Genomic DNA, 20,107 nt, shown 5'->3' with positions numbered 1-20,107 from the left:
ACCCCCGGTCATTGCGCCCCGGAGGCAGCCCGCATCGAGCCGTGGAGTCGTGGGAAACCCGCTGGAACTGTCGAGGGCGGCTTCAGCCCGGCCCGGGCAACCCGGTCAGCCGGTCGTCGCCGAACAGCGCCATGCCCGGCGCCAGCATGCGGATGTACCGGTCGAAGTAGAGGAACTGCTTCACCAGCAGCGTGAACTCGCGCGGGAAGCGGATACCGTGGCGGCGGCCGACCCGCACCAGGTCCATCAGCGCGCGGTTGAGGTCGTCGTCGTCCGGCGCCTCCTCCGGGTACACCGCGCCCCAGTCGTCGTCGCCGCGAGCAGCGTAGCCGCCGCCACGGTCGACCGGCTGCGCGGCCGCGCCCGGCGCCAGCTCGAGCCGGCGGAACAGCGCCTCGAGGTCGGCCGCGAGGGCCGCCGTGTCCACGCCCTCCTTCGTCGCGCCCATCACCGCCAGGCCTTCGGCCACTACCTTGAAGTCGCCGCGCGGCAGGCCGTCGGCGAGGGCGAACATGGCCTTCCAGGTCTCCTCGCGGATGCGGCCGACGATACCGAAGTCGATGAAGCCGATGCGGCCGTCGCGCAGCGCCATGAGATTCCCGGCATGCAGGTCGGCGTGGAAGGTCCGGCAGTGCATCAGGCTGCCGAACCAGGTGTTCAGCGCCGTCACGAGCAACCCCTCGGGATCATCGGTGCAGCGCTTCAGCGCCACCGGGTCAGTCAGCGACGCGCCGAAGAAGCGCTCCATGGTCAGCACCCGCGCCGTGCTCAGCTCCGGGTAGACGCGCGGCGCCACGGCGAGGTCGTTGAGGGTCTCGTCGAGGTACTGGCGGAAGGCTTCGATGTTGGCGGCCTCCCGGACGAAGTCGCACTCCTCCATCATCGAGCCCTGGATCTCCTCTACGATGGCCGCCAGCGAGGCGTGCGCCGCCCCCGGCGTGACGCGCTCGATCACCTTCGCCACCAGGTGCAGCAGGTTCAGGTCGGTGCGGATGACTTTCTCCACGCCGGGCTTGCGGACCTTCAGCACCACGTCCTCGCCCGTCTTCAACCGCGCCGCATGCACCTGCGCGATCGAGGCCGCAGCCAGCGGTTCCGGGTCGACCCACAGGAACTCCGACTCCAGCTTCTTGCCGAGTTCTTCCTGCAGCGCCCGGCGGACGGTCTTCCAGGGCAGCGGCGTGGTGCGGTCCAGGCAATGCTGGAACTCCTCCACCCAGTCGTCCGGGAACATGGACGGCGAGCTGGCGATGAACTGGCCGAGCTTGATGTAAGTCGCGCCGAGGCGCTCGAAGGTGCGGCGCGCCAGCTGCGGGGTCGGCGGGCGGTCGCCGAGCAGCCAGCCCACGCCGGTCCCGGCCAGCACGCGGCCCGTCTGGCCCAGCCGCAGCGCGCCCTTGACAGTGAGTTCCAGTGCTTCGGTGGCGGCGTTCATTCTTTCCTTCCTCAGCGGCCGGCCAGCACCGTCCGCTGCAGCGCCTCGCGGACGAATCCGCGCACGCTGGAGTGGAAGCGGAAGCCGAGGTGACCGCCCGGGTACCAGTGAATCTCCGGCCGCTCCCAATGGTGCCAGAGCGTCTCGACCTGGGAGGGCGGCACGAAGCGATCGGCCAGCCCGCCGAACATGAAGCGGCGCTCGAGCGGCACGCGCGGCTGCAGCGCCAGCGGCGATACCGGCCGCAGGGCCGCGCTGATGCGCTCGGGCGTGATGTTCTCCGCCTCCGCCAGCCGTAATGCCCGGCCGGTGGCGTGGTAGAGGGTGAGCTCGCCAAGCTCCGCTGGCGGAATGCCGGCGATGGCGCAGTCCAGGCCGTCTTCCAGCGAAGCCACCAGCGCGGTCGAGTAACCGCCCAGCGACAGGCCCGAAACACCGATCCGCTCCGCGCCCCCCTCCCGCAGCCAGCCGATGGCGCGTCGGACGTCCCAAACCGTCTGGGTCAGGGCGTGCAGCGTATTCGCGACATCGCCGACGACGAAACCGGCGCCGCTCATTATCCCGTTGGACCTCGAGCCGTGCAGGGGCAGCACCGGGAAGGCCAGGTTCACGCCCAGGCGGTGCAGCCAGCCGGCGCCCATCGCCCGCAGGTCGAACCAGGTCCGGCCCATGGCCAGGCCATGGATGCAGATCAGCCAGTCGCGGCTGCCCGGGGAGCGGACGATGCGCAGCTCGGCCTGGCGGTTGTTGACAGCCGCCAGCCAGCGGTCGCGGCCGGGCGCCCCGGCGCGTGGCTCGAACTCGCTGTCGAAGCGCAGCACCTCGTAGTCGAGCCCGGCGGTACGCGCCGAGCCGATGGCCACCGGCCCCAGCGGCGGCGGATCCTCGTGGAAGCCGGCCGGCGCCTCCGTCCAGCCACGGGCGCGCAGCCAGTCCAGCGTCTCGTCCAGTTCCCGGCCCACCCGCGCCTGGATCGAGCGGTTATAGACGCCCATCGAGGCGCCGAGGATGCCGACCACCGACTCGTCGAACGCAATCTCGGCCGCCAGGGCAGCGTCCAGGGGCGGCGTCTCGTAGCCCGCCGGCGGTGCCAGGTCCTCGTCCGCCAGCCGCCCGGCCGCCAGGCCGCCCAGCGCCGACAGGGCGCCCAGCAGCAGGGCCGCCAGCGGCGCAAACAGGAACATCAGCACCGCGAACACCAGCCCGAGCAGCGCGCCGATGGCCGCCGTACGGGAGATCAGCCGGTCGCCGGGGAAAAACAGCGTTCCGACGGCGCCCGCCAGCAACAGCGCGCCCGGCAGCGCCGCGGCGAGCAGGCCCGCCAGCCCGCTATCCGCGCCATAGCCGAGCCAGGCCAGGCCGGCGAGGGCCAGCAGCCAGGGTTCGGGTCGCCGTGCGTTGTCGTAGTCCATGGTCCCTGCATAATAATCGACTCGACGCCATGCCATTGCCAGGGACTACCGATGCGACTCACGGACGATCACTGCCGCGACCTGCCACCGCAGGCCCGGCGCTACGACACCAGCGTCGAAGACGGCCTGCTGTTCTCGGTGTTTCCCAACGGCACCAAGTGCTGGGTGCTGACTTACACCGTGGACGGCTTCCTGCGGCGCCGCACCCTCGGGCTGTTTCCCGAGATGACGGTCGAAGGCGCGCTGGAAGCGGCGGACCAGGCGCGGCGGGTCCTGGCGGCGGAGACGGAGCTGGCCCGTTACGGCGAACCCACCGGCGCCGCCGGCCGGCGCAGCCTCCTGGCGGCCATCGTCGAAGGGCGGCCGTACCTCGCGGTCGCGCTCGGCATGGGCTTCGCGGCCGCACTCGGGCTGCTGCTGGTCTGGCTCCTCGGCTAGGTCGCTACCAGGGAATGCGTTCCCCGTTCCAGGCGAAAAAACCGCCGTTGTCGCGGGGGCCCAGGCCGTCGATCACCCGCAGCAGCTGCTCCGCGGCCCGCTCTACGCTGAACAGCTTCTCCGGCGGGACGCCGCCCTGGAAGGGCGCCGACAGGCCGGTGTCGGTAGTGCCCGGGTGCAGGGCCACGCAGACGATCCCCCGCGACCGGCGCGCCAGCTCGATGGCGAGCGTCTTGAGGAACATGTTCTGCGCGGCTTTCGCCCCCCGGTAGGCGTACCAGCCGCCCAGCCGGTTGTCTCCGATGCTGCCGACCCGGGCGGAAAGGCTGGCGAAGACCGCACGCTCGCGTCGCGGCAGCAGCCCCTCGACATGCTTTGCCAGCAACAGCGGCCCGGCGCCGTTCACCGCGAAGGATTCCGCCAGCCAGTCGGCGCGAATGTCGGCCAGGCGCCGCTCCGGCTGCGGGCCGCCGGGCGCGTGGAGCAACCCCGCACAATTGATGACGAGATCGAGGGGCTCCGCTTCCTCCGCCATGACCCGCGCGGCGGTCGCCAGGACACCCTCGTCGGTCACGTCCAGGACAAGCAGACGAACGCGTTCGTCTTCGCGCGCGAGCGCCTGCAGCTCGGCTGCCTGCTCCGGCCGGCGGCAGCCGGCCCAGACCCGGCGCAACCCGTCTTCGGCGAGCAGGCGGCGCACGAAAGCCAGGCCGATCCCGCGGCTCGCACCGGAGACGAGGGCGGTGACGGGCCGCTCGAAACGGGCGAGCGCAGGGGTGCAGTGGGAGGCGTCGGCCATGGAAAGGAGTAGGATTGTCGGCAGCGTTCAGAGAGGTTTTCGCGGCCGGCGCGGCTTCGGATGTCAGCGACGGCACGGGTCGGAGCGATAACCTGGCGAGCAATTGTTAAGGACTTGTGACGAGATGCGTTCCACCCTGGCGACACTGGGGCTACTGATAGCCGGCTTCCTGGCAGCGTCCACGGCGCAGGCCCAGCTGGTGCCGCCCCGCCCGGCGGAAACGCCCCCGGCGGCGGCGTCGGCGCAGCCGGAGCAGCCCCAGGAGCCGGCGGCCTTCGCCCTCGAGCAGGTCCCGCTGGAGCTGGAGCGGTCGCGGGCGCTGGCGCGCCGGGCCGGCGAGACCGCCCGCCTGAGCGAGGATATCGAACAGGTCCGCCGGCAGGCCGATGCGCTCCGGCCCCGGCTCGACGCCCTGGGGCAGAGCACGCCGGCCGAGCGGGCGAGCTCCGCCGACCTGCGCAGCCTGGAGCGCGAGCGGGAGCAGCTCCGCGCGCTGCGGAGCACGATCGCCGGGTGGCAACTGCAACTGAACCGGCGCAGCAACCAGCTCGCCGAGAGCGCCGCCGGCGTGGCCCGCGCCCTGGCCTCCTGGGAACTCACCCGGACCGAGCTGGGCGACCGCTCGGTACCGGCGGAACTTTCGCGCAGCATTACCGAGGTGCAGGCGCTCCTGCGCGCTACCCGGGACGACCTGTCCAACCGGCAGGACGCGGTGCTGGAACTGCAGACCACGATCAGCGCGTGGGTCTCGCTGCTGGACGAGCAGGCCGCCGAGGTGGATACGCTGCTGGCGCAGGCCAGGGAGGAGCTGTTCCGGGCCGACCTGCCGCCGTTGTGGCAGATCGAGGCGGCAATACCCGATTTCTCGGTCTCCCGGGCCGCCTGGGCACAGGAGTGGGCCTCGGTCATCGAGTATCTCGCCGCTGAACGGGGCGGCGTCATTGCCCATGTCCTGCTGCTGCTGATCCTGCTGGGCGCCTTCGCCATGCTTTCCCGCCGGGTCAATCGCTGGATCGAGCACAAACCACAGTTGGAGGACGACCTGCGGGTCTTCCGGCAGCCGGTGGCGGCGGCCCTGTTGCTCGCCATCCTCGCGGCCGGTTGGTTCTATCCGAACGCCCCGCAGTCGCTGGACGAGCTGTTCGCGGTGCTGTTGCTGCTGCCGCTGTTGCGGGTGATGCAGGTGGTGGTCGCGTCGCCCTTGCGGCTGCCGATCTACGCCGTGGCAGTGCTGTACGTGCTGGTCCGCCTGAGCAGCCTGCTGAGCCCGGGGCCGGAGTTCCAGCGGCTCGCCCTGTTGTTGCTCGCGGCGGCCACCGCCGCCATCGTCGTCTTGGTGTTCCGGCCCAGCGGCGTCGGCGGCCGCCTGGACGCGGGGCCATGGTGGCGCGCGGCGCGCTTCGCCGGCCGGGCCTCGGTGGTGGTGCTGGGCGTGGCCATTCTCGGCAACATCGCCGGCCTGGTCGGCCTTGCCAGCCTGTTGACCAACGGCGTGATCACCATGGCGCTGGTGAGCCTGGTGCTGTTCGCCGGCGTGACGGTGGCGCGCGCCACCATCATCGCCCTGCTCCAGACCGGGCCGGTGCGGCGGCTCAACCTGGTGCGCTGGCACGAGGCCGCGGTGGACCGCTGGCTGATGCGCGTCCTGCCGCTGGCTGCGCTCGTAACCTGGCTGGTTACATGCGCGCGGGCCTTTCGCCTGGAGGACACGCTGGGCGAGTGGCTGAATGTCGTGCTGTTCAGCAACGCCACGATCGGCTCGGTCCAGATTTCGCTCGGGGACATTCTCGGCTTCGCGCTGGCGATCTGGCTCGGCCTGCTGTTGTCGCGCCTGGTCCGCTTCGTGCTGCAGACGGACGTGTTCCCGCGCGTGACGCTGCCGCGCGGGGTCCCGGCCACGATCTCGATGCTGGTGAACTACACCATCATCGGCATCGCCGTGCTGCTTGCCGTGGCCGCGGCGGGATTCCAGCTGGACCGGCTGGCGCTGATCGTCGGCGCCCTCTCGGTCGGCATCGGCTTCGGCCTGCAGAACGTGGTCAACAATTTCGTGTCCGGCCTGATCCTCGCCTTCGAACGGCCGGTGCAGTCCGGCGACACGGTGGAATTCGGCACGATGTTCGGCCAGGTCTCGCGCATCGGCGTGCGCTCCAGCACGGTGCGGACCTTCGACGGCGCCGAGGTGATCGTGCCCAACGCCAACCTCATTGCCAACGAGGTAACCAACTGGACCTTGTCGGACCAGCGGCGGCGCATCGAGATCCTGGTCGGCGTGGCCTACGGCACGAATCCGCACCAGGTGCTCGAGCTCCTGCTGGAGGTCGTGCGGCGGAGCCCGAACCTGCTCGAGGATCCCGCGCCGAACGCCCTGTTCCTCGGCTTCGGCGACAGCTCGCTGGATTTCTCGCTGCGCGCCTGGACCGACAACTTCGACGAGTACCTGAGCACCAAGAGCAAGCTGACGCTCGCCGTGCACGACGCGATCTACGCCGCCGGCATCGAGATTCCCTTCCCGCAGCGCGACCTGCACCTCCGCTCCGTGGATTCCGCGGCCGTGGCCCGTATCGGCGCCGTGCAGGCGCGGCCGGTCGGCGACGGGGAAGAGGGCGCCGCGGCCGCGGCGAGCGATGCGGCGGCGCAGCAAGAGGACGGGCCCAGGCCGGCCTGAAGCGCCGGGCGCAGGCGGCGCTTTGCGGCTTCGTCCTGCTGTCGTATGCTTTGGCACAGTGCCGCCGGATGGCGGCCGGTAACCCTAGCATCCTGAGAGCCTGTCCAGATGAAGTCGATCTACGTGGGCAACCTGCCCTTCTCCGCCACTGAAGAAGAAGTGCGCGGCCTCTTTTCTCCCTTTGGCGATGTGGAGTCGGTGAAGATCATCACCGACCGCGAGACCGGGCGGCCGCGCGGCTTTGCCTTCGTCGACATGGCCGATGAGGGAGCGGACAACGCCATCAAGGCCCTCGAGGGCCACCAGATGGGCGGTCGTGCGCTGAAGATCAACGAGGCTCGCCCGCGGGCGCCCCGGCCCCCGCGGTTCTGATCGCACCGGAGGCCCGCCCGGGCCTCCCGCGTCGCACCTCAGCGAACCCGCCGCCTCGTGACACGGGCGGCCAGGGTTCCTTTCATGCCGCGCCGTCCTTGCCGGCAGCCGGCAGGCCCGCGAGCGAGGCGAAATCGAACAGGCCCGGATCCATCAGCTGCGAGGGCGCCACGTTCCTGAGCGCCGCGGCGATCGACTCGATGCGGCGCGGGTTGGCCTGTTCCCAGGCCGCCAGCATGGCCTTGATCTCCTTGCGCTGCAGGTTCTCCTGGCTGCCGCACAGGTTGCAGGGGATGAGCGGGAAATCCTTCGCCGTCGCGTAGCGCGCCAGCTCGCGCTCGCGGCAATAGGCCAGCGGGCGGATCACCACGTTGCGGCCGTCGTCGCTCTTCAGCTTCGGCGGCATGGCCTTCAGGCTGCCGCCGAAAAACAGGTTCAGGAACAGCGTCTCGATGATGTCGTCCAGATGGTGGCCCAGCGCGATCTTGGTGAAGCCCTGCTCCGCCGCGAAGGTGTAGAGGGCGCCGCGCCGGAGCCGCGAGCACAGGCCGCAGGTGGTCTTGCCCTCGGGGATCACCCGTTTCACCACGCTGTAGGTGTCCTGCTCGAGGACGTGGAACGGCACGCCCAGCGCAGCGAGATAGTCGGGCAGCACGTGCGCCGGAAACCCCGGCTGTTTCTGGTCCAGGTTCACCGCCACCAGCTCGAACGACACCGGCGCGGCCCGCTGCAGCGCCAGCAGCAGGCTGAGCATGGCGTAGCTGTCCTTGCCGCCCGACAGGCACACCATGACGCGATCCCCCGCCACGATCATGCCGTAGTCCTCGATCGCCCGGCCCACCTGCGTGCGCAGGCGCGACTCCAGGCGGCGGGCGGTGGCGGACAGTTCGGGCACGGCGCTCATGTGGCACTCCAGTCGGGGGCGCGCATTGTACCGGATGCCCGGGGGCCCGGGCTGCCGGCTGCAGGGTAGAATAGCGTGATGCCCGGCAAGCTCCTTTTCCTGCTCTATGCCCTGCTGGCCCTGCCCGGTTCGTTGCGGGCGGAGGAGGCGCCGCTGCAGGTGGTGGTCAGCATCCTCCCCGAGCAGTTCCTGGTGGAGCGCGTCGCCGGTCCCCGCGCGGATATCCTCACGCTGGTCCAGCCGGGCGACAACCCGGCAACCTATTCGCCCGGCCCCGCCACGCTGGCAGCGCTGGACGACGGACAGGTCTGGTTCACGCTCGGCGTGCATTTCGAGCAAGTCTGGCGGGAGCGGATCACCCGCGACCGGCCGGAGCTCGAGGTGGTCGATCTCGCCGCGGGCCTGCAGCGCCGGCAGGTCGAGCAGAGCTGGGCCAGCCTCGGGCACGGCCATGATCACGATCATGGCCATGCCGGGATGCCGGACCCGCACACCTGGACCGACCCGCGGCTGGCGGCCCGCATGGCGGCAACCATCGCCGACACGCTGGCGCGCCTGGACCCGGCCGGCGCGGACGGCTACCGGGCCCGCAGCGACACCCTGCAGCAAGAGCTGCTCGAGCTGCACGAGGAGATCGCGGCCCGGCTGGCGCCCGTGCGCGGCCAGGCCTTCATCGTTTTTCACCCCTCCTGGGGCTATTTCGCCGACGCCTACGGCCTGCAGCAGCTGCCGATCGAGATCGGCGGCCGGGAGCCCGGCCCGCGCGGGCTGGCCGAACTGATCGAGCTCGGCCGCGAGACGGATGCGCGCGCCGTGTTCGTGCAGCGGCAGTTCAGCCAGCGGACCGCCCGCGCGGTCGCCGACGCGCTCGGCGCCGAGATCGTCGAAGCCGACCCGCTGGCGCTGGACTACATCGAGAACCTCCGGGAAGTCTCGATCCGCGTGGCCGAGGCGCTGGCCCCGGAGGCAGCGCCGTGACGACCGCGCTGTCCTTCAAGGGCGTCAGTTTCGCTTTCGGCGATGGGCCCGACGTGGTGCAGGATGTCGATCTCGAGATCGGCGAACACGAAGTCATCGGCCTGATCGGCCCGAACGGCGGTGGCAAGAGCACCCTGCTCAAGCTCGCCGCCGGCCTGCTTAAGCCTGGCCGGGGCCAGGTCCGGGTATTCGGCCGCCCGCCGCACGAGGCCCGCGACGAGATCGGCTATGTCCCCCAGTTCGCCCATTTCTCCCGCGACTTTCCCATCACCGTCGCCCAGGCGGTGCTGCTCGGCCGGATCGGCAGCGGCTCACGCCTGCGCTGGAATGCCGCCGACCGGGCGGCCGCCGCGCGCGCCATCGAGGAAACCGAGCTCGACGGGCTGGCGGAGCGCCCGATCCGGGCCCTGTCAGGCGGCGAGCTGCAGCGGGTGCTGATCGCGCGCGCGCTGGCCGCCGAGCCGCGCCTGCTGCTGCTCGACGAGCCGACCTCGAACCTCGACCAGCGCGCCGAGGAGGACATGTTCACCCTGCTCGGCCGGCTCAGCGACCGGATGGCAGTGGTGCTGGTGTCGCACGACGTCGGCTTCGTCACCGATTTCGTCCATCGCGTCGCCTGCATCAACCGCACCCTGATCTGCCACGGCACCGCCGAGCTGAGCGGCGAGGTGATGAACGAGCTCTACGGCCACCCCGTCCGAGCCGTGCAGCACGAGCATGCGCACGAACACGGGCACGGCCACTCGCGCCGGGACGTGAAGTGATGGAGTTCTTCGCCGCCCTGGTCGAGCACGACTTCCTGCAGCGCGCGCTGGCGGGCGGGCTGCTGGCCGTGATCGGCTGCGGCATCGTCGGCAGCTACGTGGTGGTGCAGCGGATCAGCCTGCTGGCCGGCGCCATCGCGCATGCCGTGCTGGGCGGCATGGGCATCGCCTGGTATTTCGGCGCCGAGCCGATCATCGGCGCACTGGTGGCCGCCGTGATCGCGGCGCTGATCATCGGCTGGGTGAAGCTGCGCTTCGCCGAACGCGAGGACACCGCCATTTCCGCCATCTGGGCGCTGGGCATGGCGATCGGCATCCTGTTCATCGCCCGCACACCGGGCTACAGCGTGGACCTGATGGGCTACCTGTTCGGCAACCTGCTGATGATGTCGAGCAGCGACATCAGGCTGATCCTCGCCCTGGACCTGGTGATCATCGCCCTGGTCGGGCTGTTCTACCGCCAGTTCCTCGCCGTGTGCTTCGACCCCGAGTTCGCGCGCGTGCGCGGGCTGCACGTCGAGCGCTATTACCTGCTGCTGCTGGTGCTGGTGGCGCTGACGGTGGTGATGCTGATCCAGGTGGTCGGCCTGATCCTGGTCATCGCGCTGATGACCCTGCCGGCCGCCATCGCCGGGCGCTTCATCAATTCCCTCGCCGCCATGATGGGCATCGCCGTGCTGCTGGGCATGGCCTTCACTGCTGGCGGGCTGGCGCTGTCCTACGCCCCGGACCTGCCTTCCGGACCGGTTATCATCCTGCTCGCCGGGCTGAGCTATCTCGCGGCCGCGTTCTTCCGGCGCGGCGCACGCTGAACCCAAGCGGAGACCAAGCATGATCGATCGCAAGCTCGTTGAAATCCTGCGCTGCCCCGTGAGCCGGGAAGCGGTGCACGTGGCCAGCCGCGACCGGCTGCGGGAACTGAACGCCGCCATCGAGGCCGGCGAACTCAAGCACGCCGACGGCCGCAAGGTCGAGGCGCCGCTCAGCGAGGCGCTCGAGACCGAGGATGGCGCCCGCATCTACCCGGTGCACGACGGCATCCCCATCATGCTGGCCGACGAGGCGATCACTCCGGCTGCCGAATGAGGCCGGCCTGGCTCCTCACCGTGCTGCTGTGCGCCGGGTGCGCCGGGCCTGGCGCCCCATCTTCACCGCGGGCGCCGGATGCGGCAGACCTGCAACACCCGCCGGCGACCGTCGATCCGATTTACTTCACCATCGACCTCGCGGCCAACCCCGAATTCCGGGCCCTCCTCAGCGGCCTCGCCGCAGAACAGCCCGGACTGGTCTTCTGGGCTGCCACCCTGGACAACCGCTATCGACAAGCACTGGGCGGCGATCCGGCTTGCGGGGCGCGGGCCGACGACATGCGCTACCGCTGGGCCAACCTTTGCCGTTTCCCCGGCGCCGAGGGGGCGCGGCTGGCGGTCGAGGAACCCGACACGCTGCTCGGTCTCCCGGAACAGGAGATCCTGGCTATGACCAGCACGCCAGATCCTTTTGCGCCGATCATCCTGGAGGCCTCGACGGTTCGCCTGGCCGACCAGGCCCTGGAGATGACCCTCCGCACCAGCCGCCTGGCGCTGCCGGCCGATTTCCGCGGGGAACTCGAAGCCGCCCTGCCCAAGCATGTCGACGAAGTGCTCGGCACGCTGCGGTTGCGGCTGGAACTGGTCACGCCCGCCTTCGCGCGCGGCGTCGATTACGCGCGGCCCGAAGGCGACCGGTGCGTGCCGGTCGACCTGTACCGCGTCGCAGAGGTCATCACGCCTTAAGCGCCGCCCGGTGAACCGCAGCAGGGACTACACTTAGGGCGCCATGCAGCGCCATTTCGTGAAGTTCGCCGGCACGCTGGCCGCCTACCCGGCGCGCACCCTGTTCGCCTGGTACGCAGTGCTGGTGGCGGTCGGCACGCTGCTGCTGATGCTGCCGGCCTGCCGCGCCGCCGGCGTCGATTCGTTCACCTGGTCCGAGGCGCTGTTCACTGCCACCAGCGCCGGCACGGTCACCGGCCTGATGGTGATCTCCGCCGAGACCCAGCTGAGCTTCGCCGGCCAGGCCGTGGTGCTCCTGCTGATTCAGCTGGGCGGCCTGGGCATCATGTCCATCGGCACGCTGCTGTTCGTCAGCCTCACCGGCCGCCAGCCGGTGCGCTATCACGTGCTGACCCAGGAGACGCTCGGCGCGCCGCTCGGCGCCGACATCAGCCGGCTCATCATGCTGGTCATCGGGCTGACGCTGGCGCTGGAAGCGCTGGGGGCGCTGGCCCTGTTCCTGGCGCGCCTCGGCGACGGGCCAATGCTCGAGGTTTTGTGGTGGGCGGTTTTCCACTCCGTCTCCGGCTTCTGCAACTCCGGCATCTCCCTGCAGGACGCGAGCCTGGCGCCCTGGGCCGGGGACCCGGCCGTGATCCTCACCATGACCGCGCTGGTCGTGGCCGGCGGGCTGGGTTTCCCGGTCCTGCTGGACCTGTTCCACCTGCGCCGCGCAGCGCGGGACCGGCGGAGCCTCCGCTTCCATACCCGGCTGGTGCTGCTGGTCTCGGCCGTGCTCATCGTCGGCGGCATGCTGTTCCTGTGGCTGGTCGAGCGCAACGGTGCCTTCGCCGGCATGGGCTGGGGCGAGACGGCCCTGGCCGCCCTGTTCCAAAGCGTCACCGCCCGCACGGCGGGCTTCTCGACCTTGCCGATGAGCGAGCTGGCCTACCCGTCGCTGTTCGTGCTGCTGCTGCTGATGTTCGTCGGGGGCGGCCCCTGCTCGACGGCGGGCGGGATCAAGGTCACTACCTTCGGCGTGCTGACGCTGCAGGGCCTGGCCCTGGCCCGGCACAAGTGGCAGGCCGCCGCTTTCGGCCGCCGGGTGCCGGAGCGCGTGCTGAGCACGGCGACCGCCGTGCTGTCGGTCTATACCCTGGCGCTGGTCGGCGGCCTGTTGCTGCTGCTGGTCTTCGAGTCCCGCAACCAGGCGCACGCAGCGGACACCGGGCTGTTCATGGACCTGGCCTTCGAGGCGACCTCGGCGCTGGGCACGGTGGGTCTGTCGACGGGTATCACCGGCGACCTGGGCACAGGCTCGCGGCTCGTCCTGGTCGTGTTGATGCTGGTCGGCCGGGTCGGCCCGCTGGCGCTGGCCTCCTTGTTGCTCCGCCGGCCGGAGGGGCCGAAAATCCGGTATCCGCAAAGCGAGGTGATCGTTGGCTGAAAAACATTCCAGGTTCGTAGTCATCGGCCTCGGCCGCTTCGGCTCGGCGCTGGCGAGGCGACTGGCCTCGAACGGCCATCGGGTGACGGGGGTCGACGTGGACGAGGAAGCCGTGCAGGCGATCGAGGACTGCCTGGCCGACGCTCTGGTAGCCGACGGCGCGGACGAGGAGGTGCTGAAGGCCCTCGACCTGCCGAACGCGGATGCGGTGTTCATCTCGCTGGGCGACCATGCCAACCGCAGCATCGTGGCGACCATGTTCGTGCTGGAGCTGGGCGCGAAGCGGGTCTTGGTGAAGGGCATCGACGCCCTGCACGCCAAGATCCTGCGCAAGCTCGGCAAGGTCGAAGTGCTGTTCGCCGAAGAGGCCATGGCCCGCTATGTCGCCGATCACCTGGTCTGACCAGCGCCCCTACTGGCGGCCCGTTGCCGCCGGCACTACCCTTGTAGGCAACCTGGCGAAAAGAGAACCTATCGCGTGAGCGAAGAATCCGGCATGAAAATCGAACTCGGGCACCTGAAGCTCGAGGACTACCAGGAACTGCGCAAGGCCATGGAAGAGGCCTATGCCGGGATCGGCGGCGACTACTGGCCGCACGAGTCCATCGCCCGCCTGCTGGAGCTGTTCCCCGAAGGCCAGCTGTGCGTGAAGGTCAACGGCAAGGTCGTGGCCTCCGCCCTGTCGCTCATCATCGACTATGACAAGTACGGCGATCTCCACACCTTTCGCGAGGTCACGGGCAACCATAGCTTCAGCACGCATGATCCCGAGGGCGACGTGCTGTACGGAATCGAGGTCTTCGTGCACCCGGAGTACCGCGGCATGCGCCTGGCGCGGCGGCTGTACGACGCCCGCAAGGAGCTGTGCGAGAACCTCAATCTGCGCGCCATCATGGCCGGCGGCCGCATCCCGAACTACGAGAAATACGCCGAGCGCATGACGCCGCGCGAGTACATCGAGCAGGTTCACCTCAAGAACATCTACGACCCGACCCTGACCTTCCAGCTGTCCAACGGCTTTCACGTCAAGAAGCTGCTGCGCAACTACCTGGCGCGCGACACGCAGTCGCTGGGCTACGCCACGCTGCTCGAGTGGAACAACATCTACTACGAGGAAAAGCCGAAGCTGATCAACCGGCCGCGCAGCGTGGTGCGCGTCGGGCTGGTGCAATGGCAGATGCGCCTGTTCAAGGACCGCGAGGCGCTGATGGACCAGGTAGAGTTCTTCGTCGATGCGATCTCCGCCTACAAGGCCGACTTCATCCTGTTCCCCGAGTTCTTCAACGCCCCGCTGATGGCGGAGTACAACGCCCTCGACGAGCCCAAGGCGATCCGCGAGGTCTCCCGGCACACCGACTGGATCCGCCAGCGCTTCCTCGAGCTCGCGGTGTCCTACAACATCAACATCATCGCCGGCAGCATGCCGCTGGTGGAGAACGAGCGGCTCTACAACGTCAGCTTCCTGTTGCGCCGGGACGGCACCTGGGACCAGTCGCGCAAAATCCACCCGACGCCGGACGAGATCTCGATCTGGGGCATGTCGGGCTGGGACCGCGTGCCGGTGTTCGACACCGACTGCGGCCGCATCGGCATCCTGATCTGCTACGACTCCGAGTTCCCGGAGCTGGCGCGCATCTGCGCCGACCAGAACATGCACATCCTGTTCGTGCCGTTCCTCACCGACACCCAGAGCGCCTACATGCGCGTGCGCATCTGCTCCCAGGCACGGGCCGTGGAGAACGAGTGCTACGTGGCCATTGCCGGCTCGGTCGGCAACCTGCCGCAGGTCCACAACATGGACGTGCAGTACGGCCAGTCCGCCATCTTCACCCCGGCCGACTTCGCTTTCCCGACCAACTCCATCAAGGCCGAGGCCACGCCGAATACGGAGATGACCATCATCGCCGACCTCGACATGGACCTGCTCAAGGAACTGCACGAGATCGGCAGCGTCCGCAACCTCAAGGACCGGCGCAAGGATTTGTACGAAATCCTCGTCAAGGCGCCGCTGGCGGACAGCGACCTCGAGGCCGAGCGCCGCCGCGAGGAGCTCGCGCAGATCGTCGCAGAGCAGGACGAGGCCGACCTGGAGGAGGCTGAGGCGGCTGCGCTCCGGGCCGAAGCCAGGCTTGCCTCCGGCGACAGCTGAGGCCGCCCTTGCTCGAAACCTGCACCGTCCAGTGCCCTTACTGCTGGGAGCCGATCGAGGTCCTGGTGGACTGCTCCGTGGACGCGCAGGACTACGTCGAGGATTGCGCCGTGTGCTGCCGGCCCATCCTGCTCCACGTCAACGTCGGGCCCGACGGCCGGCCCAGCGTCGAGGCGGAGCCCGAAAACGGCTAGCCGAGGCCGTCCCTGGCCCCGGCTGACCGTCGATTACTGTGCCGTCAGCCGGCCCTCGACGGTGCGGCTCACTGGCGAGTTCTGCTCGAACTCCTGCACCAGCTGGTCGAGCATGAGCACGAAGCTGTCCTGGCAGAACCCGTTCGGGCGCGCGCAGGCCTCGGCGAACATGGCGTAGAAATCGCCGCCGTTGACCAGGAAATTATTGCTGGCCACCCGGTAGTTCGCCTGCAGGTCGATCGCCGTGCCGTCGATCGCGACCGAGGTGACGATGCCGCCGGTGAGCAGGGCGCCGGCGCAGGGCGTCGGCGGCAGGGTGCCGGCCTGGATATCGCTCACCGTCTGGCCGCAGTAGGTCACGGTCATGCCCGCCACCTGCGGGAAGGACCCGCTGGAGCGGGTCGCGTTGGCGGCGGCGTCGTAGGCCCAGCTCAGGCCGTTGTCCAGCGCGGCCACCAGCTCGGCGCCGGTGATTTCCACTACCGCAATGGTGTTGCCGAAGGGCAGCACGGACAGGGCGTCACCGAAGGTCACGGTCCCCGCCTCGATGGTGGCGCGGATGCCGCCGCCGTTGGTCAGCGCCACGTCGGCGCCGAGCGCGGGACCGGCGTAGTCCAGCAGGATGTCGGTCACCAGGTTGCCGAGGGGCGTTTCCTGGGTACGCACCCCCGGGATACGACCGCCGTCGAACAGCACGGCCGCGGTGCCGATTTCGACGTCCGCCAGGTCGTCTACCGGCGCCCGGTACTCGGCCACCTTGGCGGCCACGTCGGCGTCCTCGGCGATGCTCTCGTTGATGAAGATCGGCGCACCGGACCAGCCCTTGACCCGGCCCTGGTCGTCGAAAGTCACGTCCAGCCGGCCCAGCACGCGGGTCCACTCCCAGGCCGAGACCACGAGGACCGGGGAGTTGTCGGCCCCGGCCACCCGCGACGGGTACGGGCCGGCCACGTCGTCGGCGAAATCCGCCGTCAGCGGGTCCGCGGCGATGGCGGCCGCGTCGCCTACCAGGCGGTGGTCGTGGCCCGAGACGATGACATCCACGCCCTGCAGGGCGGTGGCCAGGTCGATGTCGTTGGCGTGGCCGATGTGCGACAGCAGGATGATGTGGTTGACGCCCTCGGCCTCCAGTCGGTCCACCTCGGCCTGGACAGTGGACACGTAGTCGAGGAACTGGATGTTGGGGCCAGGACTCGCGATGTTGCTGGTGGTGTCGGTGATGATGCCGAGCACGCCGAAGCGGCGGCCGCCGCGCTCGAACACGACGCTGTCCTGCAGCCAGCTGGCGCCGGCCAGCTCCGGCTCGGCGGCGTAATCCAGGTTGGTGGCCACGATGGGGAGGCCGATGGACTCGGTCGCGTAACCGACCCCGGCGATCTCCACGGCATCGCCGCGCATCGCCGCGGCCAGTCCCTCCGGGCCGAGATCGAATTCGTGATTACCGAGGGTGGCCACGTCGTAGCCGATGGTGTTTAGGGCCATCACCGCGTCGGAGCCGCGCCAGGCATTGAAGAACAACGTGCCCTGGAAGTAATCGCCCGCGTCGACCAGCAGGATATTCTCCGTACCGCGCTCCGCGCGAACCTCGTCCACGACGGTCTTCAGGCGGGCCAGGCCGCCCAGCGATCCCTCGCTGCCGAACGGCTCCCAGCGCGCGCTCATGTCATTGGTATGCAGGAGCGTGAGCGTGTAGTCGTCGTTGTCGTTGCCCAGGCAACCCCCGAGCAGGAGGGCCAGGGCACTGGCGGCGGCGAGCCGCGAGAGCGGCCTGTTGGTCGTCATCATCTACGGGTACCTTTGCGGTTCACCGGGAATGGGTGGCCCGGAAGGCTAGGCTCCGCCCGTGAAGGAATGATGGCGTCGGTCTTTAAGTTTCCGGTCGCGCCGGTTACGGATATTTGTCGGCACCCGCCGCCGCGCCGGCGAATGGCGCGTCCAGCGCTCGCAGGACCGGCGGATCCCGCCCGTAGACGTCGCCGGTGAAATGAATCCCGTCCGCGTCCGGCACGGCCGTGCCGTAGAGCGTCAGCACCGGGATCGGCCGCGGCAGCACGATCGTGGTGGTGTCGCCGCTGCGCACGGCCGCCGCCATCCGCGCGAGCTCGGCCTCGTTCCCTTCCAGCAGCAGCTGTGCGAGCTCGAAGGGGCGCTCGAGGCGGATGCAGCCCGAGCTGAAACTGCGTTGCGCGCGCCGGAACAGCTCGCCCTGTGGCGTATCGTGCATGTAGACCTGGTGGGGATTCGGGTAAAGAAACTTGATCCGACCCAGCGGGTTCGTCGGCCCCGGCGCCTGGCGGACGAAATAGGGCGGATGCCGGCCGTCGACCTGCCGCCAGTCCACGGCCCAGGGATCGATGGGCCGGCCGTCCCAGTCGAACACCGTCATCTGCCGGCGCGCCAGCACGCCCGGGTCGCGCCTGATATCAGGCAGCAGGTCCTGGGCGAAAATGGTCGGCGGCACGGTCCAGGCGGGGTTGAGTTCGAGATGCGTCATGGTGGCGCGGAACACCGGGGTCTGCCGATAGGGGCGGCCGACCACCGCCCGGGTACTCCAGCGGATCTCGCGGTCCTCCAGCAGCAGGACCCGGAAGCGCGCGATGTTGACCAGGAGGAAACGGGATTCCAGGTCACGGAATACCCAGCGCACGCGCTCCAGGTTGACCCGCAGCTGGTCGACGCGCGCGTCTGCCGGCACATTGAGCGCCGCCAGGGTGCGCCGCCCGACGATGCCGTCCACCTCGAGTTCGTGCCGCGCCTGGAAGCGCCGGACCGCCGCCTCGAGTTCCTCGTCGAACGACATCGGCTCCGCGGGCACCCGGACGGCCCCCGGGTCACCGCCGGCCGCGAGGCGCGCGCGCAGCAGCGGCACCCGCGGCGAAGTGTCGCCCGGGTGCAGCGAGGGCCCCGGGGGCACCTGCGGCCAGCCGCCCCGCGCCGCCAGCTCGCGGTAGTCCGCGAGGTGTGCCTGCAGGGCACGGTAATAGTCGCTGTCCGGCGCCAGCGCCGCGAGGGCGCGCCGAACGTCGGGCGCATCGAGCAGTTCCGCGAGCAGCGCCAGCCGCTGCACGTCATCCAGGCGATGATCGAAGTTCCAGCTGGGATGGAACTTCTGGGGGTCGACCTTGCCGAAAGCAAGGTGCCCGGCCAGGCGCGCCGCCGCGTCGGTGGCCAGGATCTCCAGCGCGATCCGGTCGGAGAGTTCGCTGCGGGCTGCGCTCAGCGCCTCGAGCCTCCCGAGATGGTAATCGCCGGGATGGAGCCCGTGCAGGGCGCTGTCCCGAATGCTGCCGAGGAGCGCCTCGAGCCGGCCTGCCTGGTCCCAGGCGGGCCGATAGTCCCGCCGGGCATAGAGCGCTTCGAGCAGCCCGGGATCCGCGATCGGCTGGCCGGCCACCTGCCGCGTTGCACCAATATGGTGCACGGCGCCGGGCAGGGCCTTCGTCACAGAATCGGCCGCCGCCGCTTGCATCGGCACCCCGGGCACAAGGTAGAGTAGCGCCGCCAGTGCCAGACCAGTGGCGCGAAGACATATTTTGCCGGCCAGTACCAGCGGAGTCGGTGACGGAGAGGAATGCATGTGCGAACTGTGTGACGAGACCTTAGACACTCACGGCCAGGCACGCCGGCGCCTGGTGTTCGCCGGCGCCAGCGCCGGTGCGCTGCTCATGACGCCGGTCGCGGCTTTTGCGGCCCGGCCGCGAGACCTCGATTTCTATCATACGCATACCGGGGAAAAGCTACGCGTCACCTATGCTGAGGGGAACGTGCACCTGCCCGACGCGCTGGCCGAGGTGAGCCATTTCCTGCGTGATTTCCGCACCGGCGAGAGCCACCCCATCGACCCGAAGACGCTCGACATCCTGCACCAGCTGAAACAGGCGACCGGCGGCCGCGGGCCGTTCGAGGTGATCTCCGCCTACCGCTCACCCAAGACCAACCAGATGCTGCGGAACAATTCCGGCGGCGTTGCGCAGCGCAGCCTGCACATGGAAGGCAAGGCGATCGACGTGCGCCTCCGCGGCGTGGACACCTGGCAGCTCCGCCAGGCGGCACTGGAGCTCAAGGCCGGCGGCGTCGGCTACTACCGCGACTCGGATTTCATCCACGTGGACTCCGGCCGCGTCCGCTTCTGGTAGCGGGCCTCAGCTCGCCAGCAGGCAGTCGATCTCGGTCCGGGCCCGCGCCCGCTCGCCTTCGGCGGTCAACGCGTCGATGGCCTGGCCCTCGGCGTGGACGAAGTGGATATCGTCCAGCCCGACGAAGCGAAAGAAACTCTCGATCTGCTTTTCCTGCAGGTCTTCCGCGGCGGCATCCGGTGCCCCCGGCCGGTAGAAGCCCCCGCGGGCGGTGATCACGACCACCTGCTTCCCCCGAAGCAGTCCCTCCTGCCCTTTCGGGCCGTAGCGGAAGGTCCGGCCCGGCCGGCTGACCAGGTCGAACCAGGCTTTCAGCCCCGAAGTCACCGAGAAGTTGTACATCGGCGCCCCGACCAGGATGACGTCGGCGGCCTCGAGCTCCTCCAGCATGCGGTCCGAGAGCGCCGCCGCGGCCTGCTGCCGCGGATCGCGGCTGGCTTCGGTCATGGTCGCGGCCGCCAGCGTCAGGGCGTCCGGATGCGGCGGCGGGGCGACGCCGACGTCGCGCCGGATCACCAGGCCGTCGGGCACGCGCTCGCACCAGCGCCGCACGAAATAGGCGCTCAGGTTCCGGGTGACGCTTTCCTCCAGCCGCGGGCTGGAATCGATGTGCAACAGGGTCGGCAAGGGAGTTCGCTCACGGGCCGGGGAAGACTG

20 protein-coding genes are annotated in these 20,107 nt (G+C 69.7%); 13 read left to right on the top strand and 7 right to left on the bottom strand.

Annotation, left to right across the window (positions count from 1 at the left end):
* Positions 1-82: 82 nt before the first annotated feature.
* Positions 83-1,435: an AarF/ABC1/UbiB kinase family protein gene (locus tag G6N75_RS05840; protein ID WP_165347415.1), complete on the bottom strand. Its 1,353-nt coding sequence runs from the start codon at positions 1,433-1,435 to the stop codon at positions 83-85.
* 11 nt (positions 1,436-1,446) lie between these two features.
* Positions 1,447-2,847 (bottom strand): hypothetical protein, encoded by a 1,401-nt coding sequence (locus tag G6N75_RS05835; RefSeq protein WP_165347414.1) that lies wholly within the window; start codon positions 2,845-2,847, stop codon positions 1,447-1,449.
* Between the two features lie 51 nt (positions 2,848-2,898).
* Between G6N75_RS05835 and G6N75_RS05830 the strand changes: the two genes are divergently transcribed.
* Positions 2,899-3,285: an Arm DNA-binding domain-containing protein gene (locus tag G6N75_RS05830; RefSeq protein ID WP_165347413.1), complete on the top strand. Its 387-nt coding sequence runs from the start codon at positions 2,899-2,901 to the stop codon at positions 3,283-3,285.
* Between the two features lie 4 nt (positions 3,286-3,289).
* Here G6N75_RS05830 and G6N75_RS05825 read toward each other — a convergent pair whose 3' ends face one another.
* Complete coding sequence (locus G6N75_RS05825) at positions 3,290-4,084, bottom strand: SDR family oxidoreductase (RefSeq protein WP_165347412.1); 795 nt, start codon at positions 4,082-4,084, stop codon at positions 3,290-3,292.
* A 124-nt stretch (positions 4,085-4,208) separates the two neighbouring features.
* Between G6N75_RS05825 and G6N75_RS05820 the strand changes: the two genes are divergently transcribed.
* Both G6N75_RS05820 and G6N75_RS05815 read left to right on the top strand, forming a co-directional pair.
* The gene (locus G6N75_RS05820) at positions 4,209-6,752 is read left to right on the top strand and encodes a mechanosensitive ion channel domain-containing protein (protein WP_165347411.1); all 2,544 of its coding nucleotides are present in this window, start codon (positions 4,209-4,211) and stop codon (positions 6,750-6,752) included.
* Between the two features lie 108 nt (positions 6,753-6,860).
* Entirely contained in the window at positions 6,861-7,124 is a 264-nt protein-coding gene (locus G6N75_RS05815; RefSeq protein WP_165347410.1) for an RNA-binding protein, read from the top strand.
* A gap of 82 nt (positions 7,125-7,206) precedes the next feature.
* Here the strand turns inward: G6N75_RS05815 and ttcA are convergent, their stop codons facing one another.
* A complete protein-coding gene (ttcA, locus tag G6N75_RS05810; protein WP_165347409.1) occupies positions 7,207-8,028 on the bottom strand; it encodes a tRNA 2-thiocytidine(32) synthetase TtcA in 822 nt (273 codons plus the stop codon).
* A gap of 78 nt (positions 8,029-8,106) precedes the next feature.
* Here ttcA and G6N75_RS05805 point away from each other — a divergent pair, with 78 nt between their 5' ends.
* From G6N75_RS05805 to G6N75_RS05765, 9 genes are all read left to right on the top strand, one after another.
* A complete protein-coding gene (locus tag G6N75_RS05805; RefSeq protein WP_165347408.1) occupies positions 8,107-9,006 on the top strand; it encodes a zinc ABC transporter substrate-binding protein in 900 nt (299 codons plus the stop codon).
* On the top strand, positions 9,003-9,770 hold the full coding sequence (locus tag G6N75_RS05800) for a metal ABC transporter ATP-binding protein (RefSeq protein ID WP_165347407.1): 768 nt from the start codon (positions 9,003-9,005) through the stop codon (positions 9,768-9,770). Before G6N75_RS05805 ends, G6N75_RS05800 begins: the two co-directional genes overlap by 4 nt.
* On the top strand, positions 9,770-10,582 hold the full coding sequence (locus tag G6N75_RS05795) for a metal ABC transporter permease (RefSeq protein WP_165347406.1): 813 nt from the start codon (positions 9,770-9,772) through the stop codon (positions 10,580-10,582). The genes G6N75_RS05800 and G6N75_RS05795 overlap by 1 nt, the downstream gene beginning before the upstream one ends.
* 19 nt (positions 10,583-10,601) lie before the next feature.
* The gene (locus tag G6N75_RS05790; RefSeq protein WP_165347405.1) at positions 10,602-10,856 is read left to right on the top strand and encodes a hypothetical protein; all 255 of its coding nucleotides are present in this window, start codon (positions 10,602-10,604) and stop codon (positions 10,854-10,856) included.
* A complete protein-coding gene (locus G6N75_RS05785) occupies positions 10,853-11,545 on the top strand; it encodes a hypothetical protein (RefSeq protein WP_165347404.1) in 693 nt (230 codons plus the stop codon). The genes G6N75_RS05790 and G6N75_RS05785 overlap by 4 nt, the downstream gene beginning before the upstream one ends.
* Positions 11,546-11,588: 43 nt before the next feature.
* Complete coding sequence (locus G6N75_RS05780; protein WP_165347403.1) at positions 11,589-12,971, top strand: potassium transporter TrkG; 1,383 nt, start codon at positions 11,589-11,591, stop codon at positions 12,969-12,971.
* On the top strand, positions 12,964-13,374 hold the full coding sequence (locus tag G6N75_RS05775; protein ID WP_165347402.1) for a TrkA family potassium uptake protein: 411 nt from the start codon (positions 12,964-12,966) through the stop codon (positions 13,372-13,374). The genes G6N75_RS05780 and G6N75_RS05775 overlap by 8 nt, the downstream gene beginning before the upstream one ends.
* 75 nt (positions 13,375-13,449) lie before the next feature.
* Positions 13,450-15,120: a bifunctional GNAT family N-acetyltransferase/carbon-nitrogen hydrolase family protein gene (locus tag G6N75_RS05770; RefSeq protein WP_165347401.1), complete on the top strand. Its 1,671-nt coding sequence runs from the start codon at positions 13,450-13,452 to the stop codon at positions 15,118-15,120.
* 8 nt (positions 15,121-15,128) lie between these two features.
* A complete protein-coding gene (locus G6N75_RS05765; RefSeq protein WP_165347400.1) occupies positions 15,129-15,314 on the top strand; it encodes a CPXCG motif-containing cysteine-rich protein in 186 nt (61 codons plus the stop codon).
* A 33-nt stretch (positions 15,315-15,347) separates the two neighbouring features.
* Here G6N75_RS05765 and G6N75_RS05760 read toward each other — a convergent pair whose 3' ends face one another.
* Together G6N75_RS05760 and G6N75_RS05755 are read right to left on the bottom strand one after the other, a co-directional pair.
* Entirely contained in the window at positions 15,348-17,099 is a 1,752-nt protein-coding gene (locus tag G6N75_RS05760; protein WP_165347399.1) for a 5'-nucleotidase C-terminal domain-containing protein, read from the bottom strand.
* A gap of 103 nt (positions 17,100-17,202) precedes the next feature.
* Entirely contained in the window at positions 17,203-18,759 is a 1,557-nt protein-coding gene (locus G6N75_RS05755) for a L,D-transpeptidase family protein (RefSeq protein ID WP_165347398.1), read from the bottom strand.
* 130 nt (positions 18,760-18,889) lie between these two features.
* Here G6N75_RS05755 and G6N75_RS05750 point away from each other — a divergent pair, with 130 nt between their 5' ends.
* Positions 18,890-19,450 carry a DUF882 domain-containing protein gene (locus G6N75_RS05750; RefSeq protein ID WP_165347397.1) on the top strand — a complete coding sequence of 187 codons (561 nt, stop codon included), beginning with the start codon at positions 18,890-18,892 and terminating at the stop codon, positions 19,448-19,450.
* 6 nt (positions 19,451-19,456) lie between these two features.
* On the opposite strand, the gene G6N75_RS05745 is transcribed toward G6N75_RS05750, so the two are convergent.
* Positions 19,457-20,077, bottom strand: coding sequence for an NAD(P)H-dependent oxidoreductase (locus G6N75_RS05745; protein WP_165347396.1), 621 nt, complete (start codon positions 20,075-20,077; stop codon positions 19,457-19,459).
* Between the last annotated feature and the right edge of the window lie 30 nt (positions 20,078-20,107).

The sequence above is a fragment of the Thioalkalivibrio sp. XN8 genome, assembly GCF_011058255.1.
GTDB lineage: Bacteria > Pseudomonadota > Gammaproteobacteria > Steroidobacterales > XN24 > XN24.
This window is presented reverse-complemented; position numbering and strand designations above follow the sequence as displayed.

What these genes read in the sequence shown, in the direction of transcription:
- G6N75_RS05840 (WP_165347415.1), bottom strand. Translation starts at nt 1,435, where the DNA reads ATGAACGCCGCCACCGAAGCACTGGAACTCACTGTCAAGGGCGCGCTG.
- G6N75_RS05835 (WP_165347414.1), bottom strand. Translation starts at nt 2,847, where the DNA reads ATGGACTACGACAACGCACGGCGACCCGAACCCTGGCTGCTGGCCCTC.
- G6N75_RS05830 (WP_165347413.1), top strand. Translation starts at nt 2,899, where the DNA reads ATGCGACTCACGGACGATCACTGCCGCGACCTGCCACCGCAGGCCCGG.
- G6N75_RS05825 (WP_165347412.1), bottom strand. Translation starts at nt 4,084, where the DNA reads ATGGCCGACGCCTCCCACTGCACCCCTGCGCTCGCCCGTTTCGAGCGG.
- G6N75_RS05820 (WP_165347411.1), top strand. Translation starts at nt 4,209, where the DNA reads ATGCGTTCCACCCTGGCGACACTGGGGCTACTGATAGCCGGCTTCCTG.
- G6N75_RS05815 (WP_165347410.1), top strand. Translation starts at nt 6,861, where the DNA reads ATGAAGTCGATCTACGTGGGCAACCTGCCCTTCTCCGCCACTGAAGAA.
- ttcA (WP_165347409.1), bottom strand. Translation starts at nt 8,028, where the DNA reads ATGAGCGCCGTGCCCGAACTGTCCGCCACCGCCCGCCGCCTGGAGTCG.
- G6N75_RS05805 (WP_165347408.1), top strand. Translation starts at nt 8,107, where the DNA reads ATGCCCGGCAAGCTCCTTTTCCTGCTCTATGCCCTGCTGGCCCTGCCC.
- G6N75_RS05795 (WP_165347406.1), top strand. Translation starts at nt 9,770, where the DNA reads ATGGAGTTCTTCGCCGCCCTGGTCGAGCACGACTTCCTGCAGCGCGCG.
- G6N75_RS05790 (WP_165347405.1), top strand. Translation starts at nt 10,602, where the DNA reads ATGATCGATCGCAAGCTCGTTGAAATCCTGCGCTGCCCCGTGAGCCGG.
- G6N75_RS05785 (WP_165347404.1), top strand. Translation starts at nt 10,853, where the DNA reads ATGAGGCCGGCCTGGCTCCTCACCGTGCTGCTGTGCGCCGGGTGCGCC.
- G6N75_RS05780 (WP_165347403.1), top strand. Translation starts at nt 11,589, where the DNA reads ATGCAGCGCCATTTCGTGAAGTTCGCCGGCACGCTGGCCGCCTACCCG.
- G6N75_RS05760 (WP_165347399.1), bottom strand. Translation starts at nt 17,099, where the DNA reads ATGATGACGACCAACAGGCCGCTCTCGCGGCTCGCCGCCGCCAGTGCC.
- G6N75_RS05750 (WP_165347397.1), top strand. Translation starts at nt 18,890, where the DNA reads ATGTGCGAACTGTGTGACGAGACCTTAGACACTCACGGCCAGGCACGC.